This is a genomic window from Raskinella chloraquaticus (SeqCode), from assembly GCF_021731865.1.
GTDB classification, from domain to species: Bacteria; Pseudomonadota; Alphaproteobacteria; order Rhizobiales; family UBA4765; genus Raskinella; species Raskinella chloraquaticus.
In genome coordinates this window covers 27,661-43,706 of the sequence record NZ_JAKFWN010000029.1, presented here as the reverse complement: position 1 = coordinate 43,706, position 16,046 = coordinate 27,661, and the positions used below count along the sequence as shown (strand labels likewise).

The 16,046-nt window shown below is 62.6% G+C and carries 16 protein-coding genes; 8 read left to right on the top strand and 8 right to left on the bottom strand.

Going from position 1 to position 16,046, the window contains the following annotated elements; translation table 11 throughout:
- Positions 1–78: 78 nt before the first annotated feature.
- From ACINK1_RS10680 to ACINK1_RS10670, 3 genes are read left to right on the top strand one after another with little or no spacing between them, the layout of a single operon-like run.
- Complete coding sequence (locus ACINK1_RS10680; RefSeq protein WP_376800437.1) at positions 79–1,257, top strand: FAD-binding oxidoreductase; 1,179 nt, start codon at positions 79–81, stop codon at positions 1,255–1,257.
- Between the two features lie 42 nt (positions 1,258–1,299).
- Positions 1,300–1,968: a monofunctional biosynthetic peptidoglycan transglycosylase gene (mtgA, locus tag ACINK1_RS10675; protein ID WP_376800347.1), complete on the top strand. Its 669-nt coding sequence runs from the start codon at positions 1,300–1,302 to the stop codon at positions 1,966–1,968.
- Between the two features lie 26 nt (positions 1,969–1,994).
- A complete protein-coding gene (locus ACINK1_RS10670) occupies positions 1,995–2,306 on the top strand; it encodes a 4a-hydroxytetrahydrobiopterin dehydratase (protein WP_376800436.1) in 312 nt (103 codons plus the stop codon).
- Here ACINK1_RS10670 and ACINK1_RS10665 read toward each other — a convergent pair.
- The 3 genes from ACINK1_RS10665 to ACINK1_RS10655 form a co-directional block, all read right to left on the bottom strand.
- Positions 2,287–3,069 (bottom strand): SDR family NAD(P)-dependent oxidoreductase, encoded by a 783-nt coding sequence (locus tag ACINK1_RS10665; protein WP_376800346.1) that lies wholly within the window; start codon positions 3,067–3,069, stop codon positions 2,287–2,289. The genes ACINK1_RS10670 and ACINK1_RS10665 overlap by 20 nt on opposite strands.
- 60 nt (positions 3,070–3,129) lie before the next feature.
- Positions 3,130–4,347 (bottom strand): MFS transporter, encoded by a 1,218-nt coding sequence (locus ACINK1_RS10660; RefSeq protein ID WP_376800345.1) that lies wholly within the window; start codon positions 4,345–4,347, stop codon positions 3,130–3,132.
- A gap of 88 nt (positions 4,348–4,435) precedes the next feature.
- Complete coding sequence (locus tag ACINK1_RS10655; protein WP_376800435.1) at positions 4,436–4,972, bottom strand: sigma-70 family RNA polymerase sigma factor; 537 nt, start codon at positions 4,970–4,972, stop codon at positions 4,436–4,438.
- A gap of 262 nt (positions 4,973–5,234) precedes the next feature.
- Between ACINK1_RS10655 and ACINK1_RS10650 the strand changes: the two genes are divergently transcribed.
- The 3 genes from ACINK1_RS10650 (at position 5,235) to ACINK1_RS10640 (ending at position 7,653) form a co-directional block, all read left to right on the top strand.
- On the top strand, positions 5,235–5,834 hold the full coding sequence (locus ACINK1_RS10650) for a hypothetical protein (RefSeq protein WP_376800344.1): 600 nt from the start codon (positions 5,235–5,237) through the stop codon (positions 5,832–5,834).
- A gap of 117 nt (positions 5,835–5,951) precedes the next feature.
- Positions 5,952–7,175 (top strand): 23S rRNA (adenine(2503)-C(2))-methyltransferase RlmN, encoded by a 1,224-nt coding sequence (rlmN, locus tag ACINK1_RS10645; protein ID WP_376803366.1) that lies wholly within the window; start codon positions 5,952–5,954, stop codon positions 7,173–7,175.
- Positions 7,176–7,185: 10 nt separating this feature from the next.
- Positions 7,186–7,653: a hypothetical protein gene (locus ACINK1_RS10640; RefSeq protein ID WP_376800342.1), complete on the top strand. Its 468-nt coding sequence runs from the start codon at positions 7,186–7,188 to the stop codon at positions 7,651–7,653.
- Here ACINK1_RS10640 and thpR read toward each other — a convergent pair.
- From thpR to ccmA, 3 genes are all read right to left on the bottom strand, one after another.
- Positions 7,632–8,171: an RNA 2',3'-cyclic phosphodiesterase gene (thpR, locus tag ACINK1_RS10635; protein WP_376800341.1), complete on the bottom strand. Its 540-nt coding sequence runs from the start codon at positions 8,169–8,171 to the stop codon at positions 7,632–7,634. The two genes, ACINK1_RS10640 and thpR, sit on opposite strands and share 22 nt — an antisense overlap.
- A 76-nt stretch (positions 8,172–8,247) precedes the next feature.
- Entirely contained in the window at positions 8,248–8,916 is a 669-nt protein-coding gene (gene ccmB, locus ACINK1_RS10630) for a heme exporter protein CcmB (RefSeq protein ID WP_376800340.1), read from the bottom strand.
- A complete protein-coding gene (gene ccmA, locus ACINK1_RS10625; RefSeq protein ID WP_376800339.1) occupies positions 8,913–9,515 on the bottom strand; it encodes a heme ABC exporter ATP-binding protein CcmA in 603 nt (200 codons plus the stop codon). Before ccmA ends, ccmB begins: the two co-directional genes overlap by 4 nt.
- A 260-nt stretch (positions 9,516–9,775) precedes the next feature.
- On the opposite strand from ccmA, the gene acnA reads away from it, so the two are divergent.
- Together acnA and ACINK1_RS10615 are read left to right on the top strand one after the other, a co-directional pair.
- Entirely contained in the window at positions 9,776–12,493 is a 2,718-nt protein-coding gene (acnA, locus tag ACINK1_RS10620) for an aconitate hydratase AcnA (RefSeq protein ID WP_376800338.1), read from the top strand.
- A gap of 94 nt (positions 12,494–12,587) precedes the next feature.
- Positions 12,588–13,328: a DUF1223 domain-containing protein gene (locus tag ACINK1_RS10615; RefSeq protein ID WP_376800337.1), complete on the top strand. Its 741-nt coding sequence runs from the start codon at positions 12,588–12,590 to the stop codon at positions 13,326–13,328.
- Positions 13,329–13,381: 53 nt separating this feature from the next.
- On the opposite strand, the gene ACINK1_RS10610 is transcribed toward ACINK1_RS10615, so the two are convergent.
- Positions 13,382–15,577, bottom strand: a complete 2,196-nt coding sequence (locus tag ACINK1_RS10610; RefSeq protein WP_376800336.1) for a xanthine dehydrogenase family protein molybdopterin-binding subunit — start codon at positions 15,575–15,577, stop codon at positions 13,382–13,384.
- A 13-nt stretch (positions 15,578–15,590) separates the two neighbouring features.
- Positions 15,591–16,046: a (2Fe-2S)-binding protein gene (locus tag ACINK1_RS10605; protein ID WP_376800335.1), complete on the bottom strand. Its 456-nt coding sequence runs from the start codon at positions 16,044–16,046 to the stop codon at positions 15,591–15,593.

The following is a 16,046-nucleotide window of genomic DNA, read 5'->3' as shown; positions in this document are numbered from 1 at the left end:
CGCTGCGATTGTTGATCGAGGGCACCATAGAGATCAACAAGCGTGGCCGCCACGCGACTTGCGATGGAGGGCTGGATGATGCCTGGTGAGCGCTACGACATTGTTATCATTGGCGGCGCAGCGCTGGGATCGGGTGTAGCCTACGCGCTCACCCATGATTGCGGCTTCACCGGCAGTGTTTGTGTCATCGAACGTGATCCGAGCTATCAATTCGCCTCGACCAGCCTGTCGGCCGCCAGCATCCGCCAGCAATTCTCGACACCTGCCAATGTGCGTCTGTCGCGCTATGGGCTGAAATTGATGAGGGAGCAGTTCAGCGACCGTTTTGGCGCGGGCGCCTCCGCCTCCTTCCACGAGCGTGGCTATCTGCTGCTGGCGGGCGAGGAGGGGCGTGCGATTGCGCAGGCCAATCTGGCGGTGCAGCGGGCGGAGGGGGCGGCAACGATACTTCTTGAGCCCGACGACATGGCGATACGCTTTCCATGGTTGTCGATCGAGGGGCTGGCGCTTGGCAGTTTCGGGCCAGAAGGCGAAGGGTGGTTTGATGCCTACGGGGTGATGCAGGTGATGCGGCGCGAGGCGCGCGCCAAAGGCGTCGCTTATATCCATGACGAGGTGATGGCAATCGACCATGATCATCAGCAGGTTCAGGCGCTGCGGTTGAAGAGCGGGCGGCGGATTGCCGCCGGTGCAATCGTCAATGCGGCCGGGCCGCAGGGTGGTGATGTGGCGGCGATGGCGGGTGTCAATTTACCGGTAGAACCGCGCAAGCGCTCGGTCTTCGTCCTGTCCTGCCGCACGCCCCTGCCTGGATTGCCGCTGCTCATTGAGCCGGGTGGGGCGTGGGTGCGCCCGGAGGGCGAGGTTTACCTGTGCGGCATTTCACCCGATGAAGCACGTGATCCGCGCGCAGATGGTGATTTCGAGGTCGATTACGCGCAATTCGACGAGGTCGTCTGGCCGGCGCTGGCGGCGCGAATTCCAGCCCTTGAATCAGTCAAGATGGTGCGCGCCTGGGCGGGCCATTACGATTACAACACCTTTGATCAGAACGCTGTTCTGGGCCCGCATCCGCAGGTTGGGAATTTTTATTTTGCCAATGGATTTTCCGGCCATGGCGTACAACAGGCAGCAGGCGCCGGCCTGTCGGTCGCTGAATGGATCATCCATGGCGGCCCGGTCACGCTTGATGTCGGAATTTTTGGCTATGAGCGTATCGCTGCGGGGACCCCGGTGCGGGAAGTCAATGTCATCTGAGATGGCAGGCGTCGGGCCTCGATCCATCGAGGCTGGCCGGTGATGTGGCGCCGCGCAGCCATCGCCGTCATTGTGCTGTTGGCTCTGCCTTATGGTCTGGCGCTGGTCTATCGTTTTGTTCCTCCGCCCTCGACACTGATGCTGTGGCGCTATGTTCAGGGATTGCCGGTCGAGCGCGTCTATGTGCCGCTTGAGCAGATATCGCCCGCTCTGGTTGCAGCCGTTGTCACGTCGGAAGATGGCGGCTTCTGCCGCCATTACGGTATCGATCCTGGTGCGATACGGGATGCGTTGCGCCGCGCCGAAGAGCGCGATGATGATGTGCGAGGCACGTCGACGATTACCCAGCAGACGGCAAAGAACCTGTTTCTCTGGCAGGGCCGCTCATGGATCCGCAAAGGTCTCGAAGCGCCGCTGGCTCTATGGCTGACACTGGTGTGGCCGAAAGATCGCGTGATCGAGGTTTATCTCAATATGGTGGAATGGGGTGACGGCATTTTCGGCGTTGAAGCCGCCGCCCGTCACGCGTTCGGCGTCAGCGCAACCGCACTCAACACCGCTCAAGGAGCGCTGCTGGCGGTTGCCCTGCCCAATCCGCGCCAACGCGATGCGCGCCGCCCCGGCGTGCTTCATCGCCGCCTGGCGGCGCGGCTGATTGCAAGGCTGCAAAATGGCGGCGCCAATGTACAATGTGTGCGCCGCGCCCGATGATGCATGACAGGACAAGCCATCTCATGATCCCTCCCCGTCTTGATGAAAACGCCCGCCTTGAAGCGCTTGCCAGCCTGCCGGGATGGAGCCTTGTCGAGGGGCGCGAGGCCATTGAGCGCGACTTTCGCTTCGCCTGCTTCGCTGACGCCTTCGCCTTCATGACAAGGGTGGCCTTCATCGCCGAGGCGATGAACCATCATCCCGAATGGCGCAATGTCTACCGCGACGTCGAGGTAACGTTGTCAACGCACGATGCCGGCGGTCTGACCGCGCTTGATATCGAGTTGGCGCGGGCGATGGATCAGGCGGCACGAAAGCTTATCGTGGCGCCATCCTGAGTGCCCCGTCGAGGCGGATGGTGGTGCCGTTCAACATCGGGTTCTCGCAGATCGACTGGACAAGAGCGGCATATTCGGCGGGCTTGCCGAGCCGGGAGGGGAAGGGAACGCTGGCGCCGAGCGCCACCTGCACCTCAGGTGGCAGGGTGTCGAACATGGGCGTGTGGAAGAGGCCGGGCAGGATGGTCATCACCCGCACGCCATCGCGTGACAGGTCGCGGGCCATCGGCAAAGTAAGCGAGGCAACGCCACCCTTCGAGGCGGCGTAGGCGGCCTGGCCGATCTGGCCATCCTCGGCGGCGACCGAGGCCGTCATGACGATGACGCCGCGCTCGCCATCCTCGCCGCGCGGGGGCAATGCCACCATGCGGGCGGCGGCTTTGGAGGCGACATTGAAGGTGCCGATCAGGTTGATCGCGACGGTCCGGGTGAAGCTTGCCAGATCATGCGGCACGATGGCGCCGCTTTCCTTCCTGCGGTTGACGGTCTTCTGTCCGGTGGCGATACCGGCGCAATTGATGGCGATCCGCGCCTCGCCATGAGCCGCAGCGGCGGCGGCAAGGGCTGCCTCGACAGAGGCCTCGTCCGTCACATCACAACGGCAGAAGAGCCCGCCGATATCGCTGGCGACCATGCGCCCGCGCTCCTCGGCAAGATCGAACAGGGCAACGCGCGCGCCCGCCGCCGCCAGCCTTCTGGCGCTTGCCTCGCCCAATCCCGACGCGCCACCGGTGATGATGGCGGCTGTGTCCTGAAGCTCCATGTCGTCTTCTCCTGTTGTTCGCGCGACCCTAGCTTGCCCTGTGATCTCCCGGAAGGGGTGTCAGACAAGCGGCTCTGTCGCTGCCGCCGGCATGGCACGCAGGCGTCCGAGATCGGAGAGGGTGGCGGCCAGCGCCGACAGCGCAAACAGGGCGATCACCAGGACAAGGGCGGCGCCGGGGCCCAGGCGATCAGCAAGTGCTCCGCCCAGCAGGGCGCCAAGCGGGCGGACGCCATAAATCGCCAGCTGGATGGTGGCGTTGACGCGGCCAAGCAGGGGCGCAGGCGTCACCGACTGGCGCAGGCTCGTCTGGCATACCAGCCACAGCATGGGACAAAAGCCGACGAGGAAGTAACCCGCAGCGGCGGTATAAATGGCGGAATGCCCGGCCGAGATGAAGATCAACGTGGCGCCGGCCACCGAGGACAGCGGCCCGAGGATGAGAATGAAGCGGGGTTGAAAGCGGGTGACGATGGTGCCGGCGGTGAGCGCGCCCAGCAGAAGGCCGACGCCCTGCCCCGACAATGCCAGACCGATATCCTGCACGCTGAGTTGAGCGATATTCAAGGCAAAAGGCACAAAGACGGCGACGAGCGCGAAAAAGGCGGCGTTCCAGGCCAGAGCACAGCTGAGAATGCCGCGCAGTATCGGCTGATGCCACACGAACAAGAGCCCCTCGCGAATATCCTGAAGGGGGTGGCGGGGCGGTTGTGCGGATGGTGGCGGGTCTGGCATGGAGCTGAGCGCGATGATTGCCATGGCGGCGGCGGCAAGGGCGGCGATAAAGGCGGCGTTGGTGGACACATGCGCGATCAGCCAGGCTATGATGGTTGGCGCTGGCAGTGTGACAAGGGCACGAGCGAGCTCAAGCCGGCCATTGGCCTTTGCAAACGCGGTTGGCGGCAGCAGACGCGGCGTCAGGGTGGCAAGAGCAAGGACAAACAAAACGGTGCCGGTTGCCGAAATAAAAACGGCCAAACCGAGCAGATAGGGGCTTGCAAGCGTGAGAGCTAACAGCGCCAGGGTCAGCCCGGCAAGCGACAACCAGGGCGCCAACCGCGCCAGGCGGGACGGGCCGAGGCGGTCAACAACAATCCCGCCCGGCAATGAGACGATGAGCCAGGCCATGCCTTGCGCCGCCACGAGGGCGCCGATGAGGGCGGGCGAGGCGGAAAACAGGGTGACGGCTGCCAGCGGCAGAGCCACCAGCGCGATCTGATCGGCTGCGTGCATGCCGGCATTGGCGATCACCAGACGATTGAGCAGGGGAGGAAGCATGGCAAGACATCTCCGAATTCCCCGGAGAAATGCCACCAAGAGAACTCTATTGCGACCCGTTTCTTGCGCTGAAGCCGTCTTGGCTGCCTCACGCGTCGCGGTCGATCCCCCGGCTCGCGAGCTTGTGGCGCAGGCGCGCGAACGCCAGCCTGATGCGTGATTTAACCGTGCCAAGCGGCAGGCCGGTCGCGTCAGCGATCTGGCTGTGCGAGAGCCCGTCAAAGAAGGCCAGACGCAGCAGGTTGATCTGGTCGGGCGGCAAATCAGCCATCACCATGCGGACATGATCGGCGCGAGCAGCTTCGGCCAGAATGTCATCTGGCATGGGGGTGGCTGCGGGGTGCAGCATGAGATCGTTTTCATCGATCCGTCCCCGCCGTTCGCGGCGTGCGGCGTCGATGCGGCGATTGCGGGCGATACGGAAGAGCCAGGTTGACAACGAGGATTTCGAGGGATCGAAAAGACCCGGTTTCAACCACAGTGTCAGCATCACCTCCTGCGTGATTTCCTCCGCCGCCATCCGCTCAAGGCCAAGACGCAGAAGATAGCTGTTCAGGCGCGGGGCAAAGTAATCAAACAGTGACGCGAATGCGCTGCGGTCGCCATTGCGTGTCAGAGACATCATCCATCGGGAGATGTTGCGCGCCTGCGTCTGTTTGTCGTCATCAGCGATGGCCACATCCTATCCTGTTGGCTGGCAGACCTCACGAGGCCTCCTCCTAACACAGCCCGGCTGGTGGTTCGACATAACGACATTTACCAGCGCCTGGGAGAGAGGATGCCTCAAAATTGCCGCACGGGCTGGCCTGTAACCGGCGGCGTGCATCGACATCGCTTTACATCATATTAAGTGTTCATTCATCCTATTGCCGCTTAAAGCCTGTCGCATGCCTCGCTTCAACATGATCATCGCCATGAAAAATCCCGCAGCCCTGTTGTTCCTAGCCCTTGTCGTCCTGCCGCTTTCAGGCCGTGAGGCCTATGCGCAGGGCGCTGCGGCGCGCCCGGCGACAGGCACACCGACGCCGGTCGAGCTTGGCAAATTTTCCGCCTGGGCCGCCTATGCCGTTCAGGCGCCGCAGGGCCGCGAGTGCTATCTGGTCGGTTCGCCGCAAGCAAGCCTGCCCAAGGATATCCAGCCGGGGACGGCGCGGCGCAACGCCACCATGCTGTTCATCGCCCATCGCCCGGCACAGAATGTACGCAATGAACTGTTTGTGACGCTTGGCTATGCGATCAAGGACAAATCCAACACTGTCGTCGAGGTGATCGGCGCCGCCGGGACCAGACGCTTCATGATGTTCACCAAGGAACAGGGCGCGTGGCTACTCAATGCCGCCGAGGAGACCCAGTTTGTCGATCTGGTGCGTAAATCGCGGGAGCTCAAGGTGCATGGCATCTCGCAGCGCGGCACCATGACCGTTGATACCTACGCTCTTGCCGGTATTTCGGGTGCGCTTGATCGCATCTCCAAGGAATGCAAATAGCCGCAAGCAGCGTTGCAGCCGGCATGTCCGGCAATCGACGCGCGTCGATTTTTTGCTTATAGACAGCGGCGATGCGAGGGCCTCTCGGCGCCTCGCCCGCTTTCAGGCGTTGGCAGGATGCATGAGGATATGATCGTCAGCGTTGACATGGATGCATCGCCGGCCCGCCTGTCGGGCGCCGCGATCAAACCGTCGCTTGCCGGATGCGACCGCGACGGGCTGGCGGCGGCCTTGACATCGGTTGGCGTGCCGGCGCGCGCGCTGAAGATGCGGATCGAGCAGCTGTGGCACTGGATCTATCATCGCGGGGTCAGTGATTTTCTGGCCATGAGCAATGTCGCCAAGGATCTGCGTGTGGCGCTGGCAAATGCCTTTTCGCTGGCCCGCCCGCCGGTCGCGGTGCGCCAGGTGTCGGTCGATGGCACGCGCAAATGGCTGCTGCGCCTGCCGGGCCGTTTTGCCGGCGAGGTCGGCCATGACATCGAATGCGTCTATATTCCCGAAGAGGGGCGAGGCACGCTGTGCGTTTCCTCGCAGGTGGGTTGCACGCTCACCTGCTCGTTTTGCCATACCGGCACGCAGAAGCTGGTGCGCAATCTGACGGCGGCTGAAATCGTTACCCAGGTGATGGTCGCGCGCGATGATCTTCTCGACTGGCCCGGTCTTGTCGCTGGCGATGAGGCGATCGTACCGCGTGATGGCGGGCGCTATATCACCAATATCGTGTTCATGGGGATGGGCGAGCCGCTCTATAATCTCGACGCGGTCAGCGAGGCGATGGCGACCATCAGCGACGGAGAAGGTCTGTCGATCGGGCGGCGCCGGATCACGGTTTCAACCTCGGGCGTGGTGCCGATGATCCCGCGGCTTGGTGCGGACACCGGCGCCATGCTGGCAATCTCTCTGCACGCAACCACCGACGAGGTGCGCGACCGGCTGGTCCCGCTCAACCGCAAATATCCGATCGCAGAGCTGCTGGCGGCCTGCGCTGCCTATCCCGGCGCCAGCAATGCCCGGCGCATCACGTATGAGTATGTGATGCTCAAGGATGTCAATGACAGCCCTGAGGATGCGCGGCGCTTGCTGCGGCTTCTTGACGGCATGCCGGCAAAAATCAACCTCATCCCCTTCAATCCATGGCCCGGCACGCTGCATCAGTGTTCCGATTGGCCAACCATCGAGCGCTTCTCGGAAATCATATTCGCCGGCGGCTATGCCTCCCCCGTCCGCACGCCGCGCGGGCGCGATATTCTTGCGGCTTGTGGCCAATTGCGCTCAGAAACAGCGAAACTCAAGATTGCCGATCGGCATCAGCCGGTCAGCGCCACCAGCCTGTCGTGAGGGATTTGCCGTGATCCGCCACATCATCGCCATCCTGCTTGCCGGACTGATCGGACATGGTTTGTTGATAGGTGGCGTCCTGGGAGCGGGCGTGGGTGGAGCCTATGCGGCGTTCGCTGCAACCGCGATCCAGTTTGCGCTCGTCACGGCGGCTCTGGTGCAGGTCACCCCGGATGGGCTCACGCAAGCAGCACTTCTGGCGCTTGGACCGTTTTTTGCGCCGGTTCTGGCCGCAATCACCCTGTTGGCTGTCCTGGCGATCATCGCGCGCCGGCGTGACATCCTGTTCCACATATTCGTTGCAGCATTTTTGACCGGCCTGCCGCTTGCGTTGCGGTTTGGACAGGCCAATCCCGGCGGGCCGGCGGTTGACCGCGATGATCTTGTACTGGTCGGCGCGGCAGGCGCGGTGGCGGGCCTCGTTTACTGGCTGATTGCCGGCCGGCGGATTGCCCGTCAGGCAGCGATCAGGGGATAGGTTTCCTCAACGAGATAAGGTCCGCCGCCTACCGAGGCGCGCGAGGAAAACAGAACAAAGCGACCGATATCGAATGCTGGTAATGCCAAGGGGGAGTGCATGGCGATCCACTCGCTCACCTGCCATGGCCTGGTGTCACGCAGGCGGGCAAGCGTCACATGCGGGTTAAATTTGCGCGGTTCCGGCGCGAGGCCCAGGCGGCGCATCAGGCGTTCCTGTTCCGCCTGCAGTTCGCTCAGCTCGCTTGAGGGCGCAACCGCCGCATAAAGCGAATGCGGTTTCTCCTTACCGAACCAGTCAAGGCCGGTCAGGCGCAGAGAAAAGGCCCGGCGATGGATCGAGGTCAGGAGATCGGCGATATCATCGGCAAGATGCGGGTCGATGTCGCCGATGAAGCGCAGCGTGACATGGAAATCGCTGGGCTCGATCCAGCGCGCACCTGGCAGGCCGCCACGCATGATCGCCAGGCGCTGGGCGACAATTGAAGGGAATTCGAGCCCGGTGAACAGACGTGGCAAGATACCCTCCTGCAAACGAATCGCACAATTTTCTTTTAATCCACGCTTGCCGCCGGTGGAAGATGGCGGCGCGGCATCAGTTGCGTGTGAGCCTCAGGGCGGCAGCGCTCACAAAGGGTGCAAAAGCAAGGATAACGAGCGCCACCGCCGCAAGGAGCAATAAAGGCGCCCGCGCGCTGTTGCCTGTGCCGTCGGCCGAGGCTGCGGCGACGGCAAAGATCAGCAGTGGCAGGGCAAGCGGCAGGATGATGACGGCAAGCACAAGGCCGCCCCGGCGCAGCGACAAGGTCAGGGCGGCGCCGATGGAGCCAAGGCAGGTGAGAGCCGGCGTGCCGATGCACAGCGTCAGCAGAAGGCGCGGCAGATATTGCCAGTCGAGCCCGAGCAGGATGGCGAGCAGGGGGGTGATGAGGATGAGCGGCAGGCCGGTTGTGAGCCAATGCGCCAGGCATTTGACCATGACGACCGCCGTCAGAGGGGCTGGAGATGCCATCAGCAGGTCGAGCGTGCCGTCCTCCTCATCGGCGTGGAACAGGCGATCGAGGCCAAGCAGCGAGGCAAGAAGAACGCCGATCCACAGGATGGCTGGCGCCAGGCGCGACAGGAGTTTCTGATCAGGCCCGATAGCAAAGGGAATGATGCCGCACAAAACGAGAAAGAACAGGGCGCCCGTCAGCGATACGCCGCCGGAGCGGGCGGCGAGCAGAAGATCGCGACGAAACAGGGCAAGGAGGGCCGCAGTCATGGTGCGGCCAATGTGAGAGAAAGCGCGCCGGGGATGGCGAGCGCTTCGTGAGTGGTGGCAATCACCATGCCGCCTTCAGCGCGATGAGCGGCAATGATCGTCTCGAAACGGTGCAGGGACGATGAATCAAGCGTTGCGGTTGGCTCATCGAGAAGCCAGAGGGTGCGCCGGGCAAGCAGCAGGCGGGTCAGCGCCAGGCGGCGCTTCTGTCCAGCGGAAAGATAGCGCGCCGGGGTGTCATGCAGGGCGGCAAGGTCGAGGGCTGCCAGAGCCGCGGCGAGGCGCTCCTCGCTGTTGTCCGGGGCGCCGAGGAGTTGCGAGAAGAAGCGCAGGTGCTCGGCCACCGTCATCGCCGGCTTCACCGCATCGCTGTGGGCGACGTAATGGCTGGCGCGCGCCGACAGGCGTTCCTCGCCGATCAACGCCTTGCCGGATTGCGCTTCATCAAGGCCGGCAAGGATGCGCAGCAAAGATGATTTGCCAGCACCATTGGCGCCGCGCACCAGTAGCCCCTCGCCCTTGTCGAGGGCGAAGGAGAGGCCGGCGAAGACAGGGCGGCCGGCACGCACGCAGGCAAGTTCACTGACCTCAAGGCGCATGACGCACTCATGCGCGAGGCTGGCTGCGATGGCAATCCTTGGAAATCTTTTATACGTGCGTGCACCATCTTCCGCGTGTGTGTTTTCTGGAGTAATGCAGACGAGTTGATCAACGAGTTCGATCGGATTCTCTGGTGTCATTGGCGCAGTGCCAACCAACATGAAATCAGATCATTCGTCTGAACGTATCGTCTGCCTTACAGGGGGCAACCGGCGGCGCACCGCTCGGCCGAACGTCAGACCAGCCGGGGACGGATAAGATGAGCCAATCCATTGATTCCTATGAATGCCGCAAGACACTCAAGGTGGGCGGTAAAAGCTATGATTATTTCTCGCTGAAGGCTGCCGAAGCCAACGGCCTCAAGGGGATTTCCAAACTACCCTTCTCGATGAAGGTGATCCTGGAAAACCTGCTGCGCTGTGAAGACGGACGCAGTGTCACCAAGGCCGATATCGCCGGCGTGGCGCAATGGCTGAAGAATCGCGGCAAGGACGAAAAGGAAATCGCCTTCCGTCCGGCACGCGTGCTGATGCAGGATTTCACCGGTGTGCCGGCGGTCGTCGATCTTGCCGCCATGCGAGACGCGATGAAGGTCCTTGGCGGCTCGCCTGACAAGATCAATCCGCTGGTGCCGGTCGACCTGGTCATCGACCATTCGGTGGTGGTGGATCATTTCGGCACGCCGAAATCGCTTGGCCAGAATGTCGAGCGCGAATACGAGCAGAATGGCGAGCGCTACCGCTTTTTGAAGTGGGGCCAGTCTGCCTTCGACAATTTCCGCGTGGTGCCGCCGGGCACCGGCATCTGCCATCAGGTCAATCTTGAATATCTGGCGCAGACGGTATGGACGGCAAAGGCCAAAAAGACCGACAAGAAGGGCAAGACTTCGACCGTCGAGGTCGCTTATCCCGACACGCTGGTGGGTACTGACAGCCATACCACGATGATCAATGGCCTGGGGGTCCTTGGCTGGGGCGTTGGCGGCATCGAGGCGGAAGCGGCCATGCTTGGCCAGCCGCTCACCATGCTGCTGCCGGAAGTCATCGGTTTTCGCATGACCGGCAAACTGAAGGAAGGCGTGACCGCGACCGATCTTGTCCTCACCGTCACCCAGTCTCTGCGCAAGCATGGGGTTGTTGGCAAGTTTGTGGAATTCTTCGGTCCCGGCCTTGATGCCTTGTCACTGGCTGATCGTGCGACCATCGGTAATATGGCGCCGGAATATGGTGCGACCTGCGGTTTCTTCCCCGTGGATGGCGAGACGCTTGCCTATCTCGACGAGACGGGGCGCAAGACGGCGCGCATCGCGCTGGTTGAAAAATACTGCAAGGCGCAGGGCCTGTTCCGCACCAAGGGGATGGCGGACCCGGTCTTCACTGATACGCTGGAGCTTGATCTGTCGACGGTATTGCCCTCGCTTGCCGGGCCAAAGCGCCCGCAGGACCGCGTATTGTTGTCAGACACGAAAAAGGGCTTTCTCGCAGCGCTCGAAGGTGAATTCAAGAAAGCGGGCGAAGCCGCCACACGGTATCCGGTTCCCGGCACGACCTATGACCTCGGGCAGGGCGATGTGGTGATTGCCGCCATCACGTCTTGCACCAACACGTCGAACCCCTCGGTGCTGATGGCGGCAGGCCTGCTCGCCCGCAACGCCGTTGCCGCCGGTCTGAAGACCAAACCATGGGTCAAGACCTCGCTCGCGCCCGGTTCGCAGGTGGTTGCCGAATATCTGAAGAATTCCGGCCTGCAGAAGGATCTGAACAAGCTTGGGTTCAATCTGGTGGGCTTTGGCTGCACGACCTGCATTGGCAATTCGGGCCCCCTTGCCGAGCCGATCTCGAAGACCATCAGCGGCAAGGATCTGGTGGCTGCCGCCGTTCTCTCGGGCAATCGCAATTTCGAGGGACGTGTCAATCCGGATGTGCGGGCGAATTATCTCGCCTCGCCCCCGCTGGTCGTTGCCTATGCGCTGGCCGGCTCGCTCCAGGTTGATTTGACGACCGAGCCGCTTGGCACGGGCAAGGGCGGAAAGCCGGTCTATCTCAAGGATATCTGGCCCTCGAACAAGGAGATCACCGCGTTCATTCGCGCCAATGTCACCAAGAAGATCTTCAAGGCGAAATATGCCGATGTCTTCAAGGGCGATGCCAATTGGCGCAAGATCAAGACGCCGGCGGGCTCGACCTATGCCTGGGATGCGACATCGACCTATGTGGCCAAGCCACCTTACTTCACCGGCATGAGCGCCAAGCCGGTGCAGGTGACGGATGTGCTGGGCGCGCGCACACTCGGCATCTTCAAGGATTCGATCACGACCGATCACATCTCGCCGGCCGGGTCGATCAAGGCTGATTCGCCGGCGGGCAAATATCTGCAGTCGCGCCACGTCAAGCCGCTCGACTTCAACCAGTACGGGACGCGGCGCGGCAATCACGAGGTGATGATGCGCGGCACCTTCGCCAATATCCGCATCCGCAACCAGATGCTGGGGCCAAACGGGCGTGAGGGTGGCTTCACCATCCATTACCCGTCCAAGGAAGAGCTGCCGATTTACGATGCGGCGATGAAATACCGCACGGAAAAGACACCACTTGTTCTGTTTGCCGGCAAGGAATACGGCACCGGCTCGTCGCGTGACTGGGCGGCCAAGGGCACTAATCTGCTGGGTGTGCGCGCGGTCATCGCTGAATCCTTCGAGCGTATCCATCGCTCGAACCTCGTCGGCATGGGCGTGGTGCCGTTCACCTTCGAGCCCGGCACGTCTTGGCAGAGCCTCGGCTTGAAAGGCGATGAGCGCGTTACCATCCTTGGGCTGGCTGACATCAAGCCACGCCAGAAGATGATGGCCGAGATCACCATGGCCGATGGCGCGGTGAAGAAAGTATCGCTGTTATGTCGAATCGACACGCTGGATGAGCTGGATTACTTCAAGAATGCGGGGATTTTGCACTATGTCCTGCGTTCTCTCGCGGCTTAGGATCAGGGGCAGACATACGGCTCTCACCGTCAGTTGAATTCCTAGTGACGACAATTGCGCGTAGGGTCATGGCATCGCTTGCTGGAAACGATCCATGACCCTACGACGCTTTTTGCCGAACATGTTTGCTGCCCTTGCATTGGCCACGCCGGTTGCAGCGGCTGATCAGCCGCGCGCCGTGATTGAAATGTTCACCTCGCAAGGTTGCAATTCCTGTCCGCCGGCCGACCGCCTGGTGGGCGAGATGGTGAATGATCCGAGCATCATCGTGCTGTCCTACTCGGTCACTTACTGGGATTATCTGGGCTGGCGCGATACGCTGGCGCTGCCTGAAAACACGCAACGCCAGCGTGCCTATGCGCTGGGCCGGGGAGATCGGCAGGTCTATACTCCGCAGGCAGTGGTCGATGGCGTCTTCCACGCCGTTGGTTCCGACCGTCGCGATATCGAGGCGAAGGCCGTGCGTGCGCGCAATGGTCGTGGTGACGGCGCGCCTCTCAGCGTGCCTGTGACGGTGTCCAAGGATGGTTCGACGATGACAGTCAGCATCGGAACCGGCAGCGAGAAAGCGCCAGGCGATTGCCGGGTGAGTCTTGTCGAATTCGACAAAGAGCAGACGGTCGCCATCGGGCGCGGCGAAAATCGTGGCGAGACGATCACTTATCATAATGTCGTGCGCACCAGTCGTGAGATCGGGCGGTGGAACGGCGGCGCGTTGAAACTGCCAGTTGATGCAAAAACCGACGATCCCAACAAGGGTGTCGTGATTCTGGTTCAGCAGATGTCCAGCGGGTCGAACCCCGGCGTCATCATCGGGGCAACCCAGATCCGCTGATCAGCTGTCCGCGCGCTGCATTGAGCGCGCTTCCCAGCGCTCTGTTGCTTGCCTCAGGCTGACAAGCCCTTGTCGAACGGCAGCATGCGCACGCGCTTGCCGATGGCCGCTGCCACGGCGTTGGCAAGCGCCGGGCCGACAGGCGGCACGCCGGGCTCGCCGATGCCGCTGGGTGAGCGGGTCGAGGGCAGGATGTGCACCTCCACAATGGGCATTTCGTCGAAACGCAACACCTGATAGCTGTCGAAATTACCCTGGTCGACGATACCCTTGGTGAGGGTGATCTGCGAATGCAGGATGGCGCCAAGGCCAAAACCGACGCCGCCTTCGATCTGGGCACGGATGACGTCGGGATTGATTGCAATACCGCAATCGACGGCCGCAACCACGCGTTCAACCTTGATGTTGGCAGGGCCCGTGGCGGTGATTTCGATGACCATCCCCACCACCGTGCCGAACGATTTATGGACGGCAACACCGCGAAAGCGCCCCAGCGGCAGGGGTTCATCCCACTTCGCCTTGGCTGCGACCGCTTCAAGGACAGAGCGTTCGCGGGAATTGTTCGCCAGGTGCTTGAGGCGGAAGGCAACCGGGTCCTGGCCAGCGAGTACAGCCAGTTCGTCCATCGCGGTTTCAACCGCATAGGCGGTGTGCGTATGTCCGACCGAGCGCCACCACAAGACGGGAACACCGGCGCGCATATTGGTGACCTCGACCTGCAGATCGGGTACGGCGTAGGGCATGTCGGCGGCACCCTCAACCGAGGTCGGATCGATACCACCACTGACAAGGCTCGTCTCGAACGCCGTGCCGATGGCGATTGACTGGCCAACGATGTGGTGATGCCAGGCGGAAATACGCCCGTCGGGACCAAGGCTGGCGCGAAGCTTGTGGACATAGAGCGGGCGGTAGCGACCGCCGCGCATATCGTCTTCTCTCGTCCACAGCAGCTTGACCGGCGCCGTCCAGCCGATTGCCTTGGCAATCTCGGTTGCCTCCGCGATCACATCGCCATCGGCAACGGCGCGCCGACCAAAGCCACCGCCCGTCGGCATGACGTTCATTTTGACACGATCAGGCGTCAGCCCGGCGATCTGGGCGGCGATCGCCTGATAGAAATCGGGCAGCTGATGGCCGCCCCAGATCTCAAGCGAATCGCCCTTGCGCTCAACGACCGCATCGAGCGGTTCCAGTGCCGCATGGGCGAGGTAGGGAAACTCGAATGATACATCAATGGCCTTGCTGGCACGCGCCAGTGCTCCTGCAACGTCACCGCGCTTGGCGGCGATTGTCCCCGGCACAGCCAGTGCCCGGCGATACGCCTCAACGAGTTCGTCACTGCCGCGCTGCTCCGCCCGGGTTTCGTCCCAGTCGATTTTCAGCGCTTCGCGCCCCTTGATGGCGGCATAGGTGTTGCGGGCAACAATGGCAACGCCGCGGGCGATGGTGATGACATCGACGACGCCCGCCACCTTGCGCGCGGCGGTGGCGTCAACGCTTTTCACCTTGCCGCCAAAACGCGGCGGGTGAGCGACCACCGCGTACAGCATGCCGGGACGGCGGATATCGATGGTGAAATTGAACGCGCCTGTGACCTTGTCGCGCCCGGCCACGCGCTGCGTGTTGTCAGCGCCGATCTGCGTCCACTCTGCGGGTGCCTTCAACGTCACCTCGGTGGGGACGGTGAGATTCGAGGCTGCTTCAGCCATCTCGCCAAAGGTCGCGCGCTTGCCGGAGGCGTGAACGAGGCTGCCGGCCTCCGTCGTCACCTCGGTTGCGGCAACCCCCCAGCTTTTGGCGGCAGCGGCGATCAGCATGGTGCGCGCAGTGGCACCGGCACGGCGGTAGCGCTCCCATGATGACGGCGTCGCGGATGAGCCGCCGGTCAGCTGAAAGGCGCCGCCGACCGTGACATTGCCGTAAAGGCGTGGATTGCCGGCGGCTCCCTCGACCTTGATGTCGGCCACTGGAACGCCGAGTTCCTCGGCCACGAGCGTGGCAATGCCGTGATAGATCCCCTGCCCCATATCCATATGAGCGCTGAGAACGGTGACGGTGTTGTTGCGATCAATGAACAGGTAGCCGGCGAAGGGCGATGGGGTGCGCTGCGGCTCGGCGTGGGCGCGCCCGCCAGCAAGCGATTCTGGCAAGGCAAAGCCCAGCGCCAGCCCGCTGCTGCCGCCGAGCGTTGCCATAAGGAAGCCGCGGCGGCTCGGAGGCGCGGCTCGCGAGGTGAGGAGGTGGAGCATCGTCAAATCTCCCTCAGGCGAGTGCCCTGGCGGCGTCGTGGATGGCGGTGCGGATACGGGCATAAGTGGCGCAGCGGCAGAGATTGCCAGCCATGGCGGCATCAATGTCAGCGTCGCTGGGTGTCTTGTTCTCGCTCAGCAAAGCCATTGCCGCCATCACCTGACCCGACTGGCAATAACCGCATTGCGGCACGGCAAGCTTGGTCCATGCCTCCTGGACGGCTGCTGCGACCGGGCCGGTGATGGCCTCGATGGTCGTCACCTCGGCGCTGCCGAGGCTCGACAGTGGCGTCTGGCAGGAGCGGGTAGGCACGCCGTCGACATGGACGGTGCAGGCGCCACACTGGGCGATGCCGCAGCCAAACTTCGTCCCCGTCAGGCCGATGAGATCGCGGATCGCCCATAGCAGCGGCATGCCAGGATCAGCATCGAGGGTTTGTTGCCGGCCGTTGAGCTTGATGGTGATCAT

Excerpts from the sequence above, each read along its gene's own strand:
- ACINK1_RS10680 (WP_376800437.1), top strand. The coding sequence starts at position 79 with ATGCCTGGTGAGCGCTACGACATTGTTATCATTGGCGGCGCAGCGCTG.
- mtgA (WP_376800347.1), top strand. The coding sequence starts at position 1,300 with ATGTGGCGCCGCGCAGCCATCGCCGTCATTGTGCTGTTGGCTCTGCCT.
- ACINK1_RS10665 (WP_376800346.1), bottom strand. The coding sequence starts at position 3,069 with ATGGAGCTTCAGGACACAGCCGCCATCATCACCGGTGGCGCGTCGGGA.
- ACINK1_RS10660 (WP_376800345.1), bottom strand. The coding sequence starts at position 4,347 with ATGCTTCCTCCCCTGCTCAATCGTCTGGTGATCGCCAATGCCGGCATG.
- ACINK1_RS10655 (WP_376800435.1), bottom strand. The coding sequence starts at position 4,972 with ATGATGTCTCTGACACGCAATGGCGACCGCAGCGCATTCGCGTCACTG.
- ACINK1_RS10650 (WP_376800344.1), top strand. The coding sequence starts at position 5,235 with ATGCCTCGCTTCAACATGATCATCGCCATGAAAAATCCCGCAGCCCTG.
- rlmN (WP_376803366.1), top strand. The coding sequence starts at position 5,952 with ATGCATGAGGATATGATCGTCAGCGTTGACATGGATGCATCGCCGGCC.
- ccmB (WP_376800340.1), bottom strand. The coding sequence starts at position 8,916 with ATGACTGCGGCCCTCCTTGCCCTGTTTCGTCGCGATCTTCTGCTCGCC.
- ccmA (WP_376800339.1), bottom strand. The coding sequence starts at position 9,515 with ATGCGCCTTGAGGTCAGTGAACTTGCCTGCGTGCGTGCCGGCCGCCCT.
- acnA (WP_376800338.1), top strand. The coding sequence starts at position 9,776 with ATGAGCCAATCCATTGATTCCTATGAATGCCGCAAGACACTCAAGGTG.
- ACINK1_RS10615 (WP_376800337.1), top strand. The coding sequence starts at position 12,588 with ATGACCCTACGACGCTTTTTGCCGAACATGTTTGCTGCCCTTGCATTG.
- ACINK1_RS10610 (WP_376800336.1), bottom strand. The coding sequence starts at position 15,577 with ATGCTCCACCTCCTCACCTCGCGAGCCGCGCCTCCGAGCCGCCGCGGC.
- ACINK1_RS10605 (WP_376800335.1), bottom strand. The coding sequence starts at position 16,046 with ATGATCACCATCAAGCTCAACGGCCGGCAACAAACCCTCGATGCTGAT.